The following is a 15,774-nucleotide window of genomic DNA, read 5'->3' on the forward strand; positions in this document are numbered from 1 at the left end:
ACCGGGTGTGGTGTCGATACGCCGCTCGTTCCGATTCCTGAGTAGCGGCTGGGGGCACCTCCCGCTTGTGGGGAGGAACGAGCCGCGTATCGGAGGGCGCGGCTACTCAACCACCGAGGGTGAGATTCGGTGGTTGAGTAGCGAAAGGCCGTCCGCGGCCGACGCGTATCGAAACCACGCCCGGCTGAGTGGATGCGGTCCTACTCGGCCAGGGTGGCGGTGACGGTGAGCTCGGAGGCTGAGTCATCGGGGGTCGTCGTGACCTCGCCGGTCACCCGGCCCGCGGCCTTCACATCGCCGAGTGCCAGGCCGAGGGTCTCCAGGTCCGCTGAACGCCCGGCGACCGTCACGGCCGTGACCCCGGTGCGCTGGCTGACCTTGGCGGTCGACTTGGCCCCGCGGATGCCCGCGAGCGCTTGTGCCGCCACCGAGAGCAGCCCGGCGTCCTGCGTCTCGACCGCGAGATCGGCCTCGACCGTCGGCCAGCCGGCACGGTGGATCGAGCCCTCCTGCCACCAGGACCAGACCTCCTCGGTCACGTACGGCAGGAACGGCGCGAGCAGACGCAGCTGTGTCGACAGCGCCAGCACGAACGTGGCCTTGGCCGAGTCGCCGGCGGCATCGTCGCGTCGCGCCCGCTCCTTGACCAGCTCGAGGTAGTCGTCGCAGAAGTCCCAGAAGAACTTCTCCGTGACCTCCAGAGCCGAGGTGTAGTCGAAGGCCTCGAAGTGTTCGGTCGCCTCGCGGACCACTGACTGCAGGCCGGTGAGCAGCGCACGGTCGAGGGGCTCGGTGACCTTGGCGGGGTCGAGGAAGGACGCGTCCGCGCCGAGTCCGTAGGCGTCCTCCGCGGCGAGCACGAACTTGCTCGCATTGAGCACCTTCATCGCGAGGCGGCGCCCGACCTTCATCTGTGCCTCGTCGAAGGGCGAGTCCGCCCCCGGGCGGGCTCCGGCCGCGCGCCAGCGCACAGCGTCGGCGCCGAACTTGTCGATGATCTCGTCGGGCACCACGACATTGCCCTTGGACTTGCTCATCTTCTTGCGGTCCGGGTCGACCACGAAGCCCGAGAGCGTGGCGTACTTCCACGGCACGGTGCCGAACTCCTGGTGGGCGCGCACCAGCGAGCTGAACAGCCAGGTCCGGATGATGTCGTGGCCCTGCGGTCGGACGTCCATCGGGAAGGTGCGCTCGAACAGATCGTTGTCGCGCTCCCAGCCGCAGACCAGCTCGGGGGTAAGCGACGAGGTCGCCCAGGTGTCGAGCACGTCGGGGTCGGCGATGAAGCCACCCGGCACGCCGCGCTGCGTCTCCTCGAAGCCCGCGGGAGCCTGCGAGGCGGGATCGACCGGCAGCTCGGCCTCGGTCGCGAAGATCGGGTCCTCATAGTCCGGCTCGCCGTCGGCGTCGAGCCGGTACCAGACCGGGAAGGGGATGCCGAAGAAGCGCTGACGGCTGACCAGCCAGTCGCCGTTGAGCCCCTCGATCCAGTTGGTGAGGCGCGACTGCATGTAGGCCGGCACGAAGGTGATCTCGTCGCCGCGCTTGATCAGCCGCTGCGCCAGGTCGCTGTCGCGGCCGCCGTTCTTGAGATACCACTGGCGGGTGGAGACGATCTCGAGCGGCTTGTCACCCTTCTCGTAGAAGTTCGCCATGCGCTGTGTGGGCTTGGGCTCGCCGTCGAGGGCACCGGACTCCTGCAGCGCCGTCACGGTCAGTTCCCGGGCGGAGAAGACGGTTTTACCGGCGAGCTCCTCGTAGAGCGCCCGGCCGCCGTCGGTGGCGATCCACTCGGGGGTCTCGCGCAGGAAGCGGCCGTCGCGGCCGATCACCGTGCGATTGGGCAGCTGGAACTGGCGCCACCACTGCACATCGGTCAGGTCGCCGAAGGTGCAGCAGTGCACGATGCCCGAGCCCTTCTCGGGGTCCGCGGCGGTGTCGGCGATGACCGGCACCTCGACACCGAACAGCGGCGAGGTCACGGTGCCGCCGAAGAGATGCTGGTAGCGCTCGTCATCGGGATGCGCGATCAGCGCGACGGCCGCGGCCGTCAGCTCCGGGCGCGTGGTCTCGATGTAGACCGGGCCGTCGGCGTGCTGGTAGGCGACGCGGTAGTAGTGACCGGGGTACTCGCGGGCCTCGAGCTCGGCCTGGGCCACGGCGGTCTGGAAGGTGACGTCCCACAGCGTCGGCGCGTCCTGGCTGTACGCCTCGTCGCGGCCGACATTGCGCAGGAACGCGCGCTGGCTCACGGTCTGCGCCTCGGCGCCGATCGTGGTGTAGGTCTGCGTCCAGTCGACCGACAGGCCGAGCGTGCGCCACAGCTGCTCGAAGACCTTCTCGTCCTCGTGGACCAGCTCATTGCACAGCTCGATGAAGTTGCGCCGGCTGATCGGGATCTGCTTCTTCGCGTCCGGCTTCTCGGGCGGAGTGAAGTCCGGGTCATAGGGCAGCGACGGGTCGCAGCGCACGCCGTAGTAGTTCTGCACGCGGCGCTCGGTGGGCAGGCCGTTGTCGTCCCACCCCATCGGATAGAACACCTCTTTGCCGCGCATGCGCTGGAAGCGCGCGACGACATCGGTGTGCGTGTAGCTGAACACGTGCCCGACGTGCAGGGACCCGGAGACAGTGGGCGGGGGCGTGTCGATCGAGTAGATCTCCTCGCGCGTCTTGGTGCGGTCGAAGCGGTAGGTGCCGTGTTCCTCCCACGCATGGGACCACTTGGCTTCGAGGCCTTCGAGGACGGGCTTCTCCGGGACGGTGTTCACAATCGCCCAGTCTACGGAAGCGCCGCCATCGCGGGTCACCCCGCGTCCACCTGCGGAGCAGTGGGTTCTACTGCGTCGCGATCCACCAGATGGTGCCCGAGGCGTCTTGTACGCCACCGCGCAGATCGTCGTCCTCGCTCTTGCGCACGGGCTCCTGGACGACCGTCGCACCCGCGTCGACGGCCCGGGCGACCGTGGCGAGCGCGTCCTCGACATAGAGATGGATGTGGGCCGGTGCGCTCGGGGTCTCGGTCGCACCGCCGCCGATCATCACCACGCTGTCGTCGATCTGCACCTCAGCGTGCATCAACGAGCCATCCGGCCGGTCGAATCGGCGCCGCAGGACCCCTCCGAAGGCCGACTCGAGGAAGCCGATGAGCCGTTCCGCGTCCTGGCAGATGAGATACGGGCTGATCGACGGATATTCAGCGGGCTTCCAACCGTCCATGCCGTCAGAGTATGCCCGGATCCGCGACTGCCTCAAGGCCCGCAGGGGCAGCGGGACTCTCTGAACAGGACTCGGTCGGGGCGGGCGATAGGCTGGAGAGGATGAATCCCACCCTGCGCGAGGTCGAGGCGGAGCTGCTCGCCCGCTGGCCCGAGACCAAGCTCGAGCCCTCCTTGGACCGTATCCGCGCGATCTGCGAGCTGCTCGGCAACCCGCAGGACGCCACGCCGCTGATCCAGCTGACCGGCACCAACGGCAAGAGCACCACCAGCCGCATGATCGACGCTCTGGTGCGGGCGCTGGGGCTTCGGACGGGTCGGTTCACCAGCCCGCATCTGCAGTCGATCACCGAGCGCATCAGCATCGACGGCGATCCGCTGACCGATGAGGAGTTCGTCCGAGCCTATGAGGATGTCGCGCCCTTCGCGCGGCTGATCGACGACCAGCAGGAGCACCCGCTCTCCTTCTTCGAGCTCATGGTCGCGATGGCCTATGCGTCCTTCGCCGACGCCCCGGTGGATGCCGCGATCGTCGAGGTCGGCATGGGCGGCAGTTGGGACGCCACGAGTGTCGCCGACGCCCGCGTCGCCGTCGTGACGCCGATCGGTGTCGACCACGCCCGCTACCTTGGCGACTCGCCCGAGCAGATCGCGGTGGAGAAGGCAGGCATCATCAAGCCCGGCGGACAGGTCGTGCTCGCGGGCCAGCAGCCCGAGGTGCTCGACGTGCTCATGCGCCGGGCGATAGAGGTCGGTGCGCCGGTCGTGCGCGAGGGGATCGACTTCGGCGTCGAGAGCCGTGTGCCGGCGGTCGGCGGCCAGCAGTTCACCCTGCAGAGCCTCAGCGGACGCTACGAGAATCTCCTCCTGCCGCTGCACGGCGAGCACCAGGCGCGTAATGCCGCCCTGGCGCTCGCGGCCGTCGAGACGTTCACGGGCGCCAAGGAGCTCGATCCCGATCTGGTGCGCCAGGCCTTCGGTGAGGTTCGCTCGCCGGGCCGGCTCGAGGTCGTGCGACGCGGCCCGGCCGTGCTCCTCGACGCCGCCCACAATCCGCACGGTGTCGAGACGATGCTGCTCGCGGTGCAGGAGGAGTTCAGCTTCAGTCCGCTCGTCGGCGTCGTCGCGATGATGGGCGACAAGGATGTCGAGGAGATGCTGCGCCAGCTCGAGCCGGTGCTCGCCCACATCGTCGCCACCGAGAACTCCTCGGATCGCTCGTTGCCGGCCATCGAGCTCGCTCAGATCGCGGCGGACATCTTCGGCGAGGAGCGCGTCTCCTCTGCTCCCCGACTCGACGCGGCCCTCGAGGAGGGCATCGCCCGCGCCGAGTCCGCCGAGGGTTATGAAGACGCGGTCGGCAGTGGCGGCGTCCTCGTCACCGGGTCCGTCGTGACCGTCGGAGAGGCGCGCACACTGCTCGGTGTGACCGGGGAGGAACGTCCGTGAAACACCTGGCGATGGCAGTGCTGTGCTTCGAGTCGATCGTCCTCGGGCTCTCGGCCCCGGTCATGATCATGGTCGAGGACCTCGACCCCGCACTCGGTATCACGATCGGCGTGGGTCTCGCGGTCGCCTGCCTGCTCGCCGCGGGACTGTTGCGCACGCCGGTGGGCGAATGGCTCGGCCACGCCATCCAGGTCGCGGCGATCGCCCTCGGATTCATCACGCCGATCATGTTCCTCGTCGGTCTCATGTTCGCCGCCCTCTGGGGCACCGCCGTCTGGATGGGACGCCGGATCGAGAGTGATCGCGCCCGATGGGCGGCTGCCGAAGAGCCCCCGGCCTGACGTTCACGACCTCGGCGACCGGCGCCCACGCGAGTATTCTCGTGACATGGTCCGCGTGCTGGTCGTCGCCGATGAGGAGGTACCCGCCGCGCGCTCGCGTGCGCCGCGGGTCGGGGCCGATCTGCTCCTCTCTGCCGGTGATCTGCCCTGGGCCTACCTGGAGGCCCTCGCCGACGCGCTGGGCGTCCCCGCCGCCTGTGTTCCCGGCAATCACGATCCGGTCGGCGGGCAGCGGTCGGCTCCGTCGGGCTTCGTCTCGGTCGACGACCGGGTGGTCGACATCGGCGGACTCCGCGTAGCCGGTCTCGGGGGCTCGGTGCGCTACAACGATGGCGCGCATCAGTACACGCAGGAGCAGTACCGGCGTCGAGTGGCGAGGCTGATCGAGGCCGCCGGCGGACCCGTCGACGTGCTGCTCACGCACGCCCCTCCGTCGGGTCTCGGCGATGAGCCCGACCCGGCCCATCGGGGCATCGAGGCGTTGCACGAGCTCATCGACGCCTTGGCCCCCACGTGGCACCTGCATGGCCATATCCACCCTTACGGCATGAACAAGCCCGATCGCCGGCTCGGCGACACCCTCGTGCGCAATGTCATCCCCTGGACGGTGCTGGAGATCGAACCGCAGGCGGTCGGCTCCCCGTCCACGGGAGCCGGACGCAGCGCCTGACCAAGGAGATTCTCATGGTGAGCAGTTCGGGGTCACCCCGCGTCGACGCCGAGAGCGACTTCATGCGCGCGCGGCGCCATCAGGTCCTGTCATCGCTCGCCGCGCGGATGCGCGGTGACTCCGACACGACTCAGTCGATGTCCTTCGACGATGTGGTCTCGGCGCTGGGCCGCCGGGCCGAGCACTACGCCGGCACCAAGGTCATCCCTCTCGATGCGATCGTCGGCTCGGTGGATCGCATGAGGGACTTCGATCGCCGTTTCCGTCCGACCTCGACACGCAGCCGGCAGCGATGGGAGCGGCTGGCGCGCGCCAGCCGGACGGGCGAGGAGATCCCGCCGATCGACGTCTATCAGGTGGGGGACTACTACTTCGTGCGCGACGGTCACCACCGTGTCTCGGTCGCGCGCAGCATGGGACTCAAGGTCATCGAGGCCCGCGTGACCGCGATCGACACCTTCCTGCGGCCGGTCGGCATCGGTGGTCGTGAGGACCTGGAACGCAAGCACTGGCGACGGATCATGCTCGAACGCGTGCCGTTCACCGGTGAGGCACGGGCCGCGGTGGCGGTCGATGAGCCGACCGACTACGGGATCATCGCCGAGACGGTCGAGGCGTGGGCGACCCGCACGATGCACGCCGAGGGCGCCTATATGGACAAGAAGACGATGGCCGAGCGCTGGTACGCCGAGGAGTTCGTGCCGGTGCTGGAGATGATCGAGGAGGCGGGGGTGCGCGGCCCCGACGAACGCCCGGCCGCGGCCTACCTGCGTGTCGCAGGCGAGCGCTACCGCCTCATCCGCGAGCACGAGTGGAATGCCGAGATCATGGAGGCCGTCCGCGGCAAGTCCCGTCGCCGCCGCTGAGTCTCGACACCGTATACGGGTGGTGGTTTCGATACGCCGCGCCCGCTGAGCGGACGGGGCTACTCGACCACCGGCGGTCGCCTCACAGGCCGACGGTGAGGTTCTCTCCCGTCGAGGGGTCGAAGATGTGGATCTTGTCGGTGTCGATCGACAGCTTCGCCTCGTCGTCCTCGCTGATCTGGCTCGTCGAGTCCAGCGAGACGACGAGCTGCGTGCGCAGCGAGTCGCCATCGCCCTCACGGGCCAGCTCGCGCAACTGGTCCTGCACCTCCTGCTCGGCGTCATACGGCACGTACGCGTATTGCTGATCGCCGAGCCACTCGCGGACATCGATGTGCGCGGTGAAGGTACGCGACTCGTCGACATCGGCCTGCACCGTGGCGTCCTCGAAGTGCTCCGGCCGGATGCCCGCCATCAGCAGGCCCTTGCCGGCCGCGCGCTCGGCCTTGTCCGCGGGCAGCGGGAAGGTGCCGAAGGGCAGAGTGATCTGGCCGTTCTCGACCGTGGCGGGCAGGAAGTTCATCGGCGGGGATCCGATGAAGCCGGCGACGAAGAGATTGGCCGGCTGCTCGTAGAGCTCGCGGGGTGAGGCGAGCTGTTGCAGGACGCCCTTCTTCATCACGGCGACCCGGTCGCCGAGCGTCATGGCCTCGGTCTGGTCGTGGGTGACATAGACGGTGGTGATGCCGAGCCGCTTCTGCAGCCGCGAGATCTCGGTGCGCATCTGGCCGCGCAGCTTGGCGTCGAGGTTCGACAGCGGCTCGTCGAACAGGAACGCCTTGGCATCGCGCACGATCGCCCGCCCCATCGCGACACGCTGGCGCTGACCGCCGGAGAGATTGGCGGGCTTGCGCTCCAGGTGCTCGTCGAGGTCGAGCGTGCGGCTGGCCTCGCGGACCTTCTCGTCGATCTCCTCCTTGCTGCGCTTGGCGAGGCGTAGTGGGAAGGCGATGTTCTCGTAGACCGTGAGGTGCGGGTACAGGGCGTAATTCTGGAACACCATCGCGAGATTGCGGTCCCGGGGCGCGAGGTCGTTGACCCGCTCGCCGTCGATGAGCATGTCGCCGGAGGTGATGTCCTCCAGCCCCACGATCATCCGCAGCAGTGTCGACTTGCCGCAGCCCGAGGGCCCGACCAGGATGACGAACTCGCCGTCCGCGACGTCGATGCTCACGTCGTTGACCGCCGGGTAGCCGTCTCCGTACTGCTTGACGATGTTCTTCATCTCGATGGCTGCCATGAGCTCAACCCTTCACTGCGCCGGCGGTGAGACCGGCGACGATCTTGCGCTGGAAAAACAGGACCAGGAGGACGATGGGCACCGTCGCGACGACGGCACCGGCGGCCAGCAGCGATGCCGGCCGGTTGAACGGATCGTCCCCGACGAAGAAGGACAACGCCGCCGGGATGGGACGAGCCCGCTCGGTGGAGGTCAGCGAGATACCGAAGACGAAGTCGTTCCAGGCGAAGAAGAAGGTCAGGATCGCCGCGGTGAACACGCCGGGTGCGGCCAGCGGGACGATGACCCGCCGGAAGGCCTGCCAGGCGGTGGCGCCGTCGACCTGCGCGGCCTGCTCCATCTCCCAGGGGATCTCGCGGAAGAAGGCCGAGAGAGTCCAGATCGCCAGCGGCAGCGTGAACGACATATAGGGGATGATCAGGCCGGCCCAGGTGTCGTAGATCCCGAACGTGCGCCACATGTCGAACAGCGGACCGACGAGGGAGACCACCGGGAACATCGCGATCACGAGCGCGGTGGTCAAGACGAACTTCTTGCCCTTGAACTCCAGCCGGGCCACCGCGTATGCAGTCAGCGTCGCGATCACGACGGAGAGCGCGGTGGCGATGAGGCAGATGCCGATGGAGTTGAAGATGGCCTGGCGGAACTGGTCGTCCTTCACCACGTCCACGTAGTTCTGCCACCCGGCGCCCCCTCCGCCTGAGGGGAAGAACCCCGGACTGCCGTTGGTGACCGCCTCCTGGCTCTTGAAGGACAGCGAGACGATCCAGGCCACCGGCAGCAGGCACCAGATGAGGATGAGGGCGAGCCCGAGGGCGGTGCCGATACGGCTGAGTGTGTCGTTGCGCATGGTACTCACCCCTGCCTGGCTGCCGACAGATCGACGCGGAAGAGCTTGACGATGCCGAAGGCGACCACCAGCACCGACAGGAACAGCAGGACCGAGAGCGCCGATCCGATCCCGAGCTGGAACTGCTCGATCACCTGGCGATAGGTGAGGAAGGAGATCGACTCGGTTCCCTGGGCGCCGTTGGTCATGACGAAGATGTTGTCGAAGATGCGGTAGGCGTCCAGTGCGCGGAAGAGCACGGCGACCATGATCGCCGCCCGCATATTCGGCAGGATCACCCGCCACAGCCGTTGCCACCAGCTTGCGCCGTCGACCTTGGCCGCCTCGAGCATGTCCTCGGGCACCTGGGCCAGTCCGGCGAGCAGCAGCAGGGCCATGAAGGGCGTGGTCTTCCAGATCTCCGACACCATGATCGCGGCCATCGCGGACCAGTAGTCACCGAACCAGTTGAAGTCGGTGTTCATGAACGGGATCCAGTTGTTGACGAAGCCGTTCGTGTTGGAGAAGGCGAACTGCCACGCGAAGCCCGAGACGACGGTGATGATGCCGTAGGGGATGAGGATCGAGGTACGCACGAGGCCGCGGGCGAAGATCAGCTTGTGCATCACCATCGCGAAGGCGAAGCCGATCACCAGCTCGAAGAAGACCGTGACCACCATGATGAACACGGTGTTGGCGGTGTCGCGCCAGAACAGCTGGTCGCTCAGCGCGGTGAGGTAGTTCTGGAAGCCCACGAAGGTCCGGTCGTCCGGTGCCGTGAGCGTGTAGTCGAACATCGAGAGGTACAACGCCCGCAGCATCGGGAAAGCCGTGACGAGCAGCATCAGGGCGATGGCCGGGGCGACGAGTTTGATCGCGAGGCGGTTCTCGGCCCGGGACTTGTCCGACGTGCGAGCCTCGCGTCTCGGCTTCGTCGAGGTTTCGGCGGTGGTGGTCACAGCAGAGCCTCCCCTCGCAGGACCGCCTTCAAGAAGGCGGCGGAACGCTCGGGTGTGGTGTCGGGATTGACGCTCGACGGCGGGTGCCAGCGAGACTGGATCGCATTGGAGATCTGACTGTAGAAGGCGCTCTTGGGCCGTGGTCCAGCCTCATCGATACTGTCCCGGAAGAGTTCCAGGAGGTCTGCGGGGAAGGCCTCTGCCAGCTCGGGGGAGTCGTAGACGGACTCGCGGGTCGGCGCGAAGCCGTCGTTGACCGCCAGGGCGGTCTGAGCCTCGGGACTGGCGACGCAGAGCGCCGCCTCCCGGGCGAAGTCCGGGTGCTCGGTGTAGGCCCCGACGCCGATCTCGATGCCGCCGATCGGAGGCTTGGAGTCCTCGCCCTCGACGGTCTGCGGGTAGCGGACCCATCCGAGGTCCTCGAAGGCCTCGTCGTCGGCGGGGCCGCCGGGCTGGCCGATGAGTCCCTTGTAGTTGGAGTAGACGAAGGTCCAGTTGACCATGAACGAGCCGGGGCCCTCGTCAGGGAACATCCGGCCCAGGCTGGTGCCCTCATTGGAGGTACTGAGGTCGGGTTGGGCCGCGCCGGAGTCGACGAGCTTCTGGATGACGGCCGCCGCGTCCTTGCCGGCTTGGGAGTCGATGGTGACCTTGGCGTCGCGCCCGTCCTCCACGGTGTCGGGGTCGAGGATATTGCCCCCGGCACCTTGGATCATCGCGTTGATCCAGACGACATAGGCCTCGTAGCGGTTGGCCTGCACGCCGACGGTGCCGCCCTGGTCGGCCGCGGCGTCGATGACCTGATCCCAGGTGACTGGTTGAGACATATCGAGTCCGGCGGCCTCGGCGAGCGACTTGCGGTACCAGAGCACCTGCGTGTTCGCCCACTGCGGCACGGCGACGACCTGGTCGTTCCACTGGACGATGTCCGCCGGCCCGTCGAGAACGTCGTCGAGGGCCTGGTCGGCGAGGTCGTCCTCGAAGGTCAGGAGCCAATCGGCATTGGCGAACTCGGGAACGAAGACCGGGTCGAGGCTCATCAGATCGGTGGAGCTGTCTCCGGCGGCCAGCCGGCGGGCGAGCTGGGTCCGCTGATCGGTGGCGCTGGCCGGGAGCAGCTGGATCGCGATGTCGTAGTCGTCGGTGCTGCAGTCCTCGGCGAGCTGCGTGAGGGTCTCCTGGCCGTCGGGGTTGATGTACCAGTTGAGTGTGGGCTTGCCGCTGTCTCCGCCGCAGGCGGCGAGGAATGACACCGCCAGGGTCGCGCAGGCCGCGGCGCCCAGCGTTCGGCGGAGTGCGGCGCCCGTACGCCTCATGTCCTGCGTCCCATCGAATCGCCCCTTAGGTCGTCCGTGAACCCGTCGCCGGTGATCCTGTGACTGACGCCACAGCGGATTCTCAACTTAGGAGAGAACTCAGGGAGCCGCAACTCCTCAGGGGCGGTGGAGGTGGCGCAACCAGACGGTCGTGTCGGGAGGGAGCCCTTGGCCGTCGAGCGGACCGCTGGACACGAGGGGCGTGAGGTGTTCTGGCAGGGGGAGGGTCGACGGGCCGAGGTTCGCGATGACCACCGTGTCGAGATCGCCGGATCTGATGTGGAAGGCCACGGCATCGCCGTCCTGATCGTCGCTCCAGGAGAGCTCGCCGCGACCCAGCCCGCGGCTCCGGCGCAGTGTCAGGAGCCTGCGGTACAGCTCCAGCGTCGACCCCTCGGTGCCGTCCTGTCGATCGACGGCGAGGGAGCCGAGCTCATCGGGTTGGGGCAGCCAGGACAGGGCGCTCGGCCCGAAGCCGAAGGAGGGGTCGTCCGCCGACCAGGGGAGGGGGACGCGGCAGCCGTCGCGGCCGCGGTCGGTGTGCGCGGACCGTTCCCAGGTGGGGTCCTGACGAGCATCGTCGGGCAGACGGGTCGCCTCGGGGAGGCCGAGCTCCTCGCCCTGATACAGGTAAGCCGAGCCGGGCAACGCGAGCATGAGGGCCGTCGCGGCCCGTGCGCGCCGTAATCCCAGCTCGGCATCGGGCTGGGGGTCGTCGGCGCCGATACCGGGCATCCGGGCCAGTCCCGGCCGCTGGGGATAGCCGAAGCGCGACGCATGCCGGACGACATCGTGATTGGACAGCACCCAGGTCTGCGGGGCGCCGACCGTCTCCGTGGCGGCGAGTGAGTCCGCGATCGAGGCTCGCAGCTCCCCGGCGATCCACGGTGTCATGAGATAGCCGAAGTTGAAGGACTGGTGCAGCTCATCGGGGCGGACGTAGCGGGAGAGCGCCTCGGAGGGCTGTACCCACGCCTCCGCGCAGAGCACGCGGTCGGCATCATCACCCCAGACATCCACCAGATCCTCTGAGTAGTCGTCGACGATGCTCCGCCAGCGCCGATAGATGTCGTGGACGCCGGGCTGGTCCCACATCGGCAGCAGCGTCGTGGTGTCGACGTGGGGGTCGATCGACAGATCCGCGTCGGGCAGCCCCTGGGCTTTGACCAGGCCGTGCGCGACGTCCACACGGAAGCCGTCGACGCCGCGGTCGAGCCAGAACCGCAGGATGCTCTCGAACTCCTCGCGCACCTCGTCATTCGTCCAGTCGAAGTCCGGCTGAGACGAGTCGAAGAGATGCAGATAGTACTGACCGGGCCGGCCGTCGGGTTCGGTGACGCGAGTCCAGGCCGGACCACCGAAGTTGCTGACCCAGTTGTTGGGTGGCTGCTCTCCTTGATCGCCTCGGCCGTCGCGGAAGACGTACCGCGCCCGCTCGGGGCTGCCGGGCGGAGCGGCGAGTGCGGCCTGGAACCAGGAATGCTCGTTCGATGAATGGTTGGGCACGAGGTCGACGATGACGCGCAATCCGAGCCGGTGGGCCCGGTCCAGCAGCACGTCGAAGTCCGCGAGGGTGCCGAACAGCGGGTCGACATCGCGGAAGTCCGCCACGTCGTAGCCGGCGTCGTGCTGCGGCGAGACGTAGAAGGGGGACAGCCAGAGGGCGTCGACGCCCAGGTCGCGGAGATGCTCGAGTCGTGCGGTGATGCCGGGAAGATCGCCGATCCCGTCCCCGTCCGCATCGGCGAAGGAACGAGGGTAGATCTGATAGATCACCGCGTCGCGCCACCAGGGCAAGGTGCTCATGTGGTCCTCCGGCCGACGTCAGAGATGTCCAGATTAACCATCGCGCCCTCGGGTGGAGGATCGCTAGTCTGCCTCCTGACAGTGATGTGGATCACTGCCTCCGACACTTGCGCCGGTTCACCGAGGGAGGATGCACATGACCGTCGATGGATTCCAGGACGAACGCTTCGAGGAGCTGCGACGTGTCTTCGCCGAGCATCTCGACTCAGGAGAGGAGCTCGGTGGCGCGATCGCGGTGAACCTGGACGGCGAGACCGTCGTCGATCTCTGGGGCGGTCACCGCGATGCCGCGCGGACCCTCGCGTGGGAGCGCGACACGATCGTGAACGTCTGGTCCACGACCAAGGAGATCACCGCCCTGGCCGTCCTCATGTGCGTGGACCGCGGGCTGATCGACCTCGATGCGCCGGTCGCGCGGTACTGGCCGGAGTTCGCGCAGAACGGTAAGGACGCCGTCACGGTCCGGCAGCTGATGTCCCACACCTCGGGGGTGTCCGGCTGGGAGCAGCCCTTCGTGGTGACCGACATGTACGACTGGGACACAGCGACCTCGCGGCTCGCCGAGCAGGCGCCCTGGTGGGAGCCGGGCACCGCCTCGGGTTACCACGCCAACAATCAGGGCCACCTGCTCGGCGAGGTGATTCGGCGGACCGACGGCCGCATGCTCAAGCAGTTCGTCGCCGAGGAGATCGCCGCCCCTCTGGAGGTGGACCTGCAGATCGGGGCACAGCCCGAGGACGACGACCGCATCGCCGAGATCGTGCCTCCACCGCCGCTGCCCTTCGACCTCGAGAGCCTGGATCCCGATTCTCCCGTCGTCAAGACCTTCACCGGTCCCGTCGCCGATGCCTCGGCCGCCAATACCGTGGCCTGGCGCCGGGCGGACATGGGCGCGCTCAACGGGCACACCAACGCGCGTGCGCTGGCCCGGACGTTCTCGGCGATCACCTTGGGCGGGACGGTCGACGGCGTCGAGCTGCTCTCGCCATCGACGATCGACCGGATCTTCGAGGAGCAGTCGCGCAATGTCGACTTGGTGCTCGGGGTGCCGCTCAGGTTCGGTATCGGGTTCGCATTGCCCGAACCCGATACCTTGCCGTACATCCCCGACGAGCGGACGTGCTTCTGGGGCGGCTGGGGTGGCTCGTTGACGGTGATGTTCCTCGATCGCGGCCTGACGGTCTCCTATGTGATGAACAAGATGGCCCCGGGCATCATCGGATCGGACCGGTCGGCGGCCTATGTCGAGGCGATTCTCGCGGCCGATCTCTGACCCTCGCAGCGGGTCCGATCTCCTGGACTCGCTGGCCGGGCGATAGGTTCGGGGCATGACACAGCGCACCCTCGTTCTCATCAAGCCCGACGCGGTCCGCCGTGGTCTGGTGGGCGATGTCCTCTCGCGGTACGAAGCCAAGGGGCTGACTCTGGTGGCGATGGAGCTGCGTTCGATCGACGCACAGCTGGCCGACACGCACTACGCCGAGCACGTCGATCAGCCCTGGTATCCGCCGTTGCGCGAGTTCGCGGTCTCCGGCCCGCTGGTGGCTCTCGTGCTCGAGGGCGATGAGGCGATCTCCGTGGTGCGCGCGCTCAACGGCGCGACGGATGGCCGCGTCGCGGCTCCGGGCACCGTGCGCGGCGACCTGTCGTTGTCGAATCGCGAGAACCTCGTTCACGCCTCGGACTCCGAGGAGTCCGCGGCCCGCGAGATGGCCCTCTGGTTCCCGAACCTCTGATCTAGCGCCCCGGGTGACGGAGGATGTGACTCCGCGGTTGTTATGGCGACCACGACCTCACATCCTTCGTCGGCGCCGGGATGGAGGATGTGATTCCGCGGTTGTTATGGCGACCACCGAGTCACATCCTTCGTGAACCTCCTCGAGCCAGGCGGCGGAATGGCGCTCGAGGGCGTCGAGGGTCAGGAACTCGTCGCGCGTCGGCGCCCGACCGGTCCAGCCGCAATGCCGTGCCATGCGCAGCAGTTGGTCGGCGACGACGGCCCGATCGTGCCGGATCGCGAACGAGGTGAACACCAGTACGCGGCTCCCGGTGATCGCGACCTCATTGCCGCGGACCACATCGGCATCCCAGCGCTCGACCGCGCGATGTGGCGCGCCGTGGATCTCGACGGCGAGATCGAGTTCGCGCCAGTAGACGTCGAGGTAGTACCGGCCGTCCGCGCCCTTGACCCGCTGCTGGCGCGCGGGCCGGGGAAGGCCGAGGACGCGCCAGATCCAGGTGAAGTCGCGTTCCGGTAATGACTGGATGCCGCCGAGAGCGTCGAGGACGGATTCGATGATCAACGCTCGGTGTCGGCAGGTGCCGCGCCTCGCCAGGGCCTCTGTCACGGCGTCGGCATTGACCAGACCCTGCTGGAATGCCGCGATCACCAGCACCCGTACGCGACGTTGATGCGTACTCCAACTGGCCGCGTCCACCAGACTGCGGGCGAACGTGGTCCGCCGGGGCTCGCGCACCAGATGGACGTCGACGCCCGGCTCCAGGCAGGTGCTCCAGTGCAGCTCGGTGGGTGGCAGCGCCGTCGGTCGTCGGCCTTGGGGAAGCGTGAGGAAGATGCGCGTGTCGTCGAAGCCGGTGAGCCCGTCCAGTTCGAGAGCGGTCAGGCCGGAGACGACCGAGCCCGGCGGCGCGGCGAGCCAGGCGACGGCGATGGTCTCGAGCCGACTGAGCGGGCCGTTGTGCGTCACCACGACCCGGGGCCACGGCCGTTGCCAGTGGCCCGTGTCGATGAGGTGGCGGACCTTCCCCCGCCCCCAGCGTCGATTCGCCTCGTTCGCCCGCAGCACCGTCTCCATGACGAGAGCTTCTCGCCCGCAACGCGAACTGACCATCCCCCTACCTCACGCGCTGTGGATAACGGACGATGTGACACCGCGGTAGCTGGGGCAACCGTCGAGTCATATCTTTCGTCGATGCACCACGGACGATGTGACTCTGCGGTTGCCGGGACGACCGTCGAGTCACATCTTTCGTTTCCCTCGGCCGGGCGAGGAGGTGATGGACGGATGATGTGACTCTGCGGTTGCCAGGACGACCACCGAGTCACATCTTCCGTCGGCTGG

Annotated in this window: 14 protein-coding genes; 6 read left to right on the forward strand and 8 right to left on the reverse strand. The window is 67.9% G+C overall.

The features are described from left to right. Positions 1-200: 200 nt before the first annotated feature. Together valS and JL108_RS07465 are read right to left on the reverse strand one after the other, a co-directional pair. Positions 201-2,768 (reverse strand): valine--tRNA ligase, encoded by a 2,568-nt coding sequence (gene valS, locus JL108_RS07460; protein ID WP_307837215.1) that lies wholly within the window; start codon positions 2,766-2,768, stop codon positions 201-203. Between the two features lie 67 nt (positions 2,769-2,835). Further along, positions 2,836-3,216, reverse strand: coding sequence for a VOC family protein (locus JL108_RS07465; protein ID WP_205197680.1), 381 nt, complete (start codon positions 3,214-3,216; stop codon positions 2,836-2,838). Between the two features lie 101 nt (positions 3,217-3,317). On the opposite strand from JL108_RS07465, the gene JL108_RS07470 reads away from it, so the two are divergent. Genes JL108_RS07470 through JL108_RS07485 form a run of 4 tightly spaced genes read left to right on the forward strand, consistent with a single transcriptional unit; the run spans position 3,318 to position 6,541 of the window. After that, on the forward strand, positions 3,318-4,664 hold the full coding sequence (locus JL108_RS07470; RefSeq protein ID WP_205197681.1) for a folylpolyglutamate synthase/dihydrofolate synthase family protein: 1,347 nt from the start codon (positions 3,318-3,320) through the stop codon (positions 4,662-4,664). Further along, the gene (locus tag JL108_RS07475) at positions 4,661-5,005 is read left to right on the forward strand and encodes a DUF4233 domain-containing protein (protein WP_307837216.1); all 345 of its coding nucleotides are present in this window, start codon (positions 4,661-4,663) and stop codon (positions 5,003-5,005) included. The genes JL108_RS07470 and JL108_RS07475 overlap by 4 nt, the downstream gene beginning before the upstream one ends. A 46-nt stretch (positions 5,006-5,051) precedes the next feature. Further along, positions 5,052-5,675 (forward strand): metallophosphoesterase, encoded by a 624-nt coding sequence (locus JL108_RS07480; RefSeq protein WP_205197682.1) that lies wholly within the window; start codon positions 5,052-5,054, stop codon positions 5,673-5,675. Positions 5,676-5,689: 14 nt separating this feature from the next. Next, on the forward strand, positions 5,690-6,541 hold the full coding sequence (locus JL108_RS07485) for a ParB N-terminal domain-containing protein (protein WP_205197683.1): 852 nt from the start codon (positions 5,690-5,692) through the stop codon (positions 6,539-6,541). An 82-nt stretch (positions 6,542-6,623) separates the two neighbouring features. Here JL108_RS07485 and JL108_RS07490 read toward each other — a convergent pair whose 3' ends face one another. The 5 genes from JL108_RS07490 to JL108_RS07510 form a co-directional block, all read right to left on the reverse strand. Continuing rightward, positions 6,624-7,781, reverse strand: a complete 1,158-nt coding sequence (locus JL108_RS07490) for an ABC transporter ATP-binding protein (protein WP_205197684.1) — start codon at positions 7,779-7,781, stop codon at positions 6,624-6,626. Between the two features lie 4 nt (positions 7,782-7,785). Then, positions 7,786-8,631, reverse strand: a complete 846-nt coding sequence (locus tag JL108_RS07495) for a carbohydrate ABC transporter permease (protein WP_205197685.1) — start codon at positions 8,629-8,631, stop codon at positions 7,786-7,788. Between the two features lie 5 nt (positions 8,632-8,636). Then, positions 8,637-9,569, reverse strand: coding sequence for a carbohydrate ABC transporter permease (locus JL108_RS19830; RefSeq protein WP_205197686.1), 933 nt, complete (start codon positions 9,567-9,569; stop codon positions 8,637-8,639). Continuing rightward, entirely contained in the window at positions 9,566-10,885 is a 1,320-nt protein-coding gene (locus JL108_RS07505) for an extracellular solute-binding protein (protein ID WP_205197687.1), read from the reverse strand. The genes JL108_RS19830 and JL108_RS07505 overlap by 4 nt, the downstream gene beginning before the upstream one ends. 117 nt (positions 10,886-11,002) lie before the next feature. Beyond that, entirely contained in the window at positions 11,003-12,691 is a 1,689-nt protein-coding gene (locus JL108_RS07510) for a glycoside hydrolase family 13 protein (RefSeq protein ID WP_205197688.1), read from the reverse strand. 136 nt (positions 12,692-12,827) lie between these two features. On the opposite strand from JL108_RS07510, the gene JL108_RS07515 reads away from it, so the two are divergent. After that, the gene (locus tag JL108_RS07515; protein ID WP_205197689.1) at positions 12,828-13,964 is read left to right on the forward strand and encodes a serine hydrolase domain-containing protein; all 1,137 of its coding nucleotides are present in this window, start codon (positions 12,828-12,830) and stop codon (positions 13,962-13,964) included. Between the two features lie 55 nt (positions 13,965-14,019). Continuing rightward, positions 14,020-14,427, forward strand: a complete 408-nt coding sequence (ndk, locus tag JL108_RS07520) for a nucleoside-diphosphate kinase (RefSeq protein ID WP_143912915.1) — start codon at positions 14,020-14,022, stop codon at positions 14,425-14,427. Positions 14,428-14,484: 57 nt separating this feature from the next. Here the strand turns inward: ndk and JL108_RS07525 are convergent, their stop codons facing one another. After that, positions 14,485-15,507, reverse strand: coding sequence for a hypothetical protein (locus JL108_RS07525; protein WP_205197690.1), 1,023 nt, complete (start codon positions 15,505-15,507; stop codon positions 14,485-14,487). Positions 15,508-15,774 lie beyond the last annotated feature (267 nt).

Origin of the sequence: Aeromicrobium sp. YIM 150415 (genome assembly GCF_016918125.1) — a bacterium.
GTDB classification, from domain to species: Bacteria; Actinomycetota; Actinomycetes; order Propionibacteriales; family Nocardioidaceae; genus Aeromicrobium; species Aeromicrobium piscarium.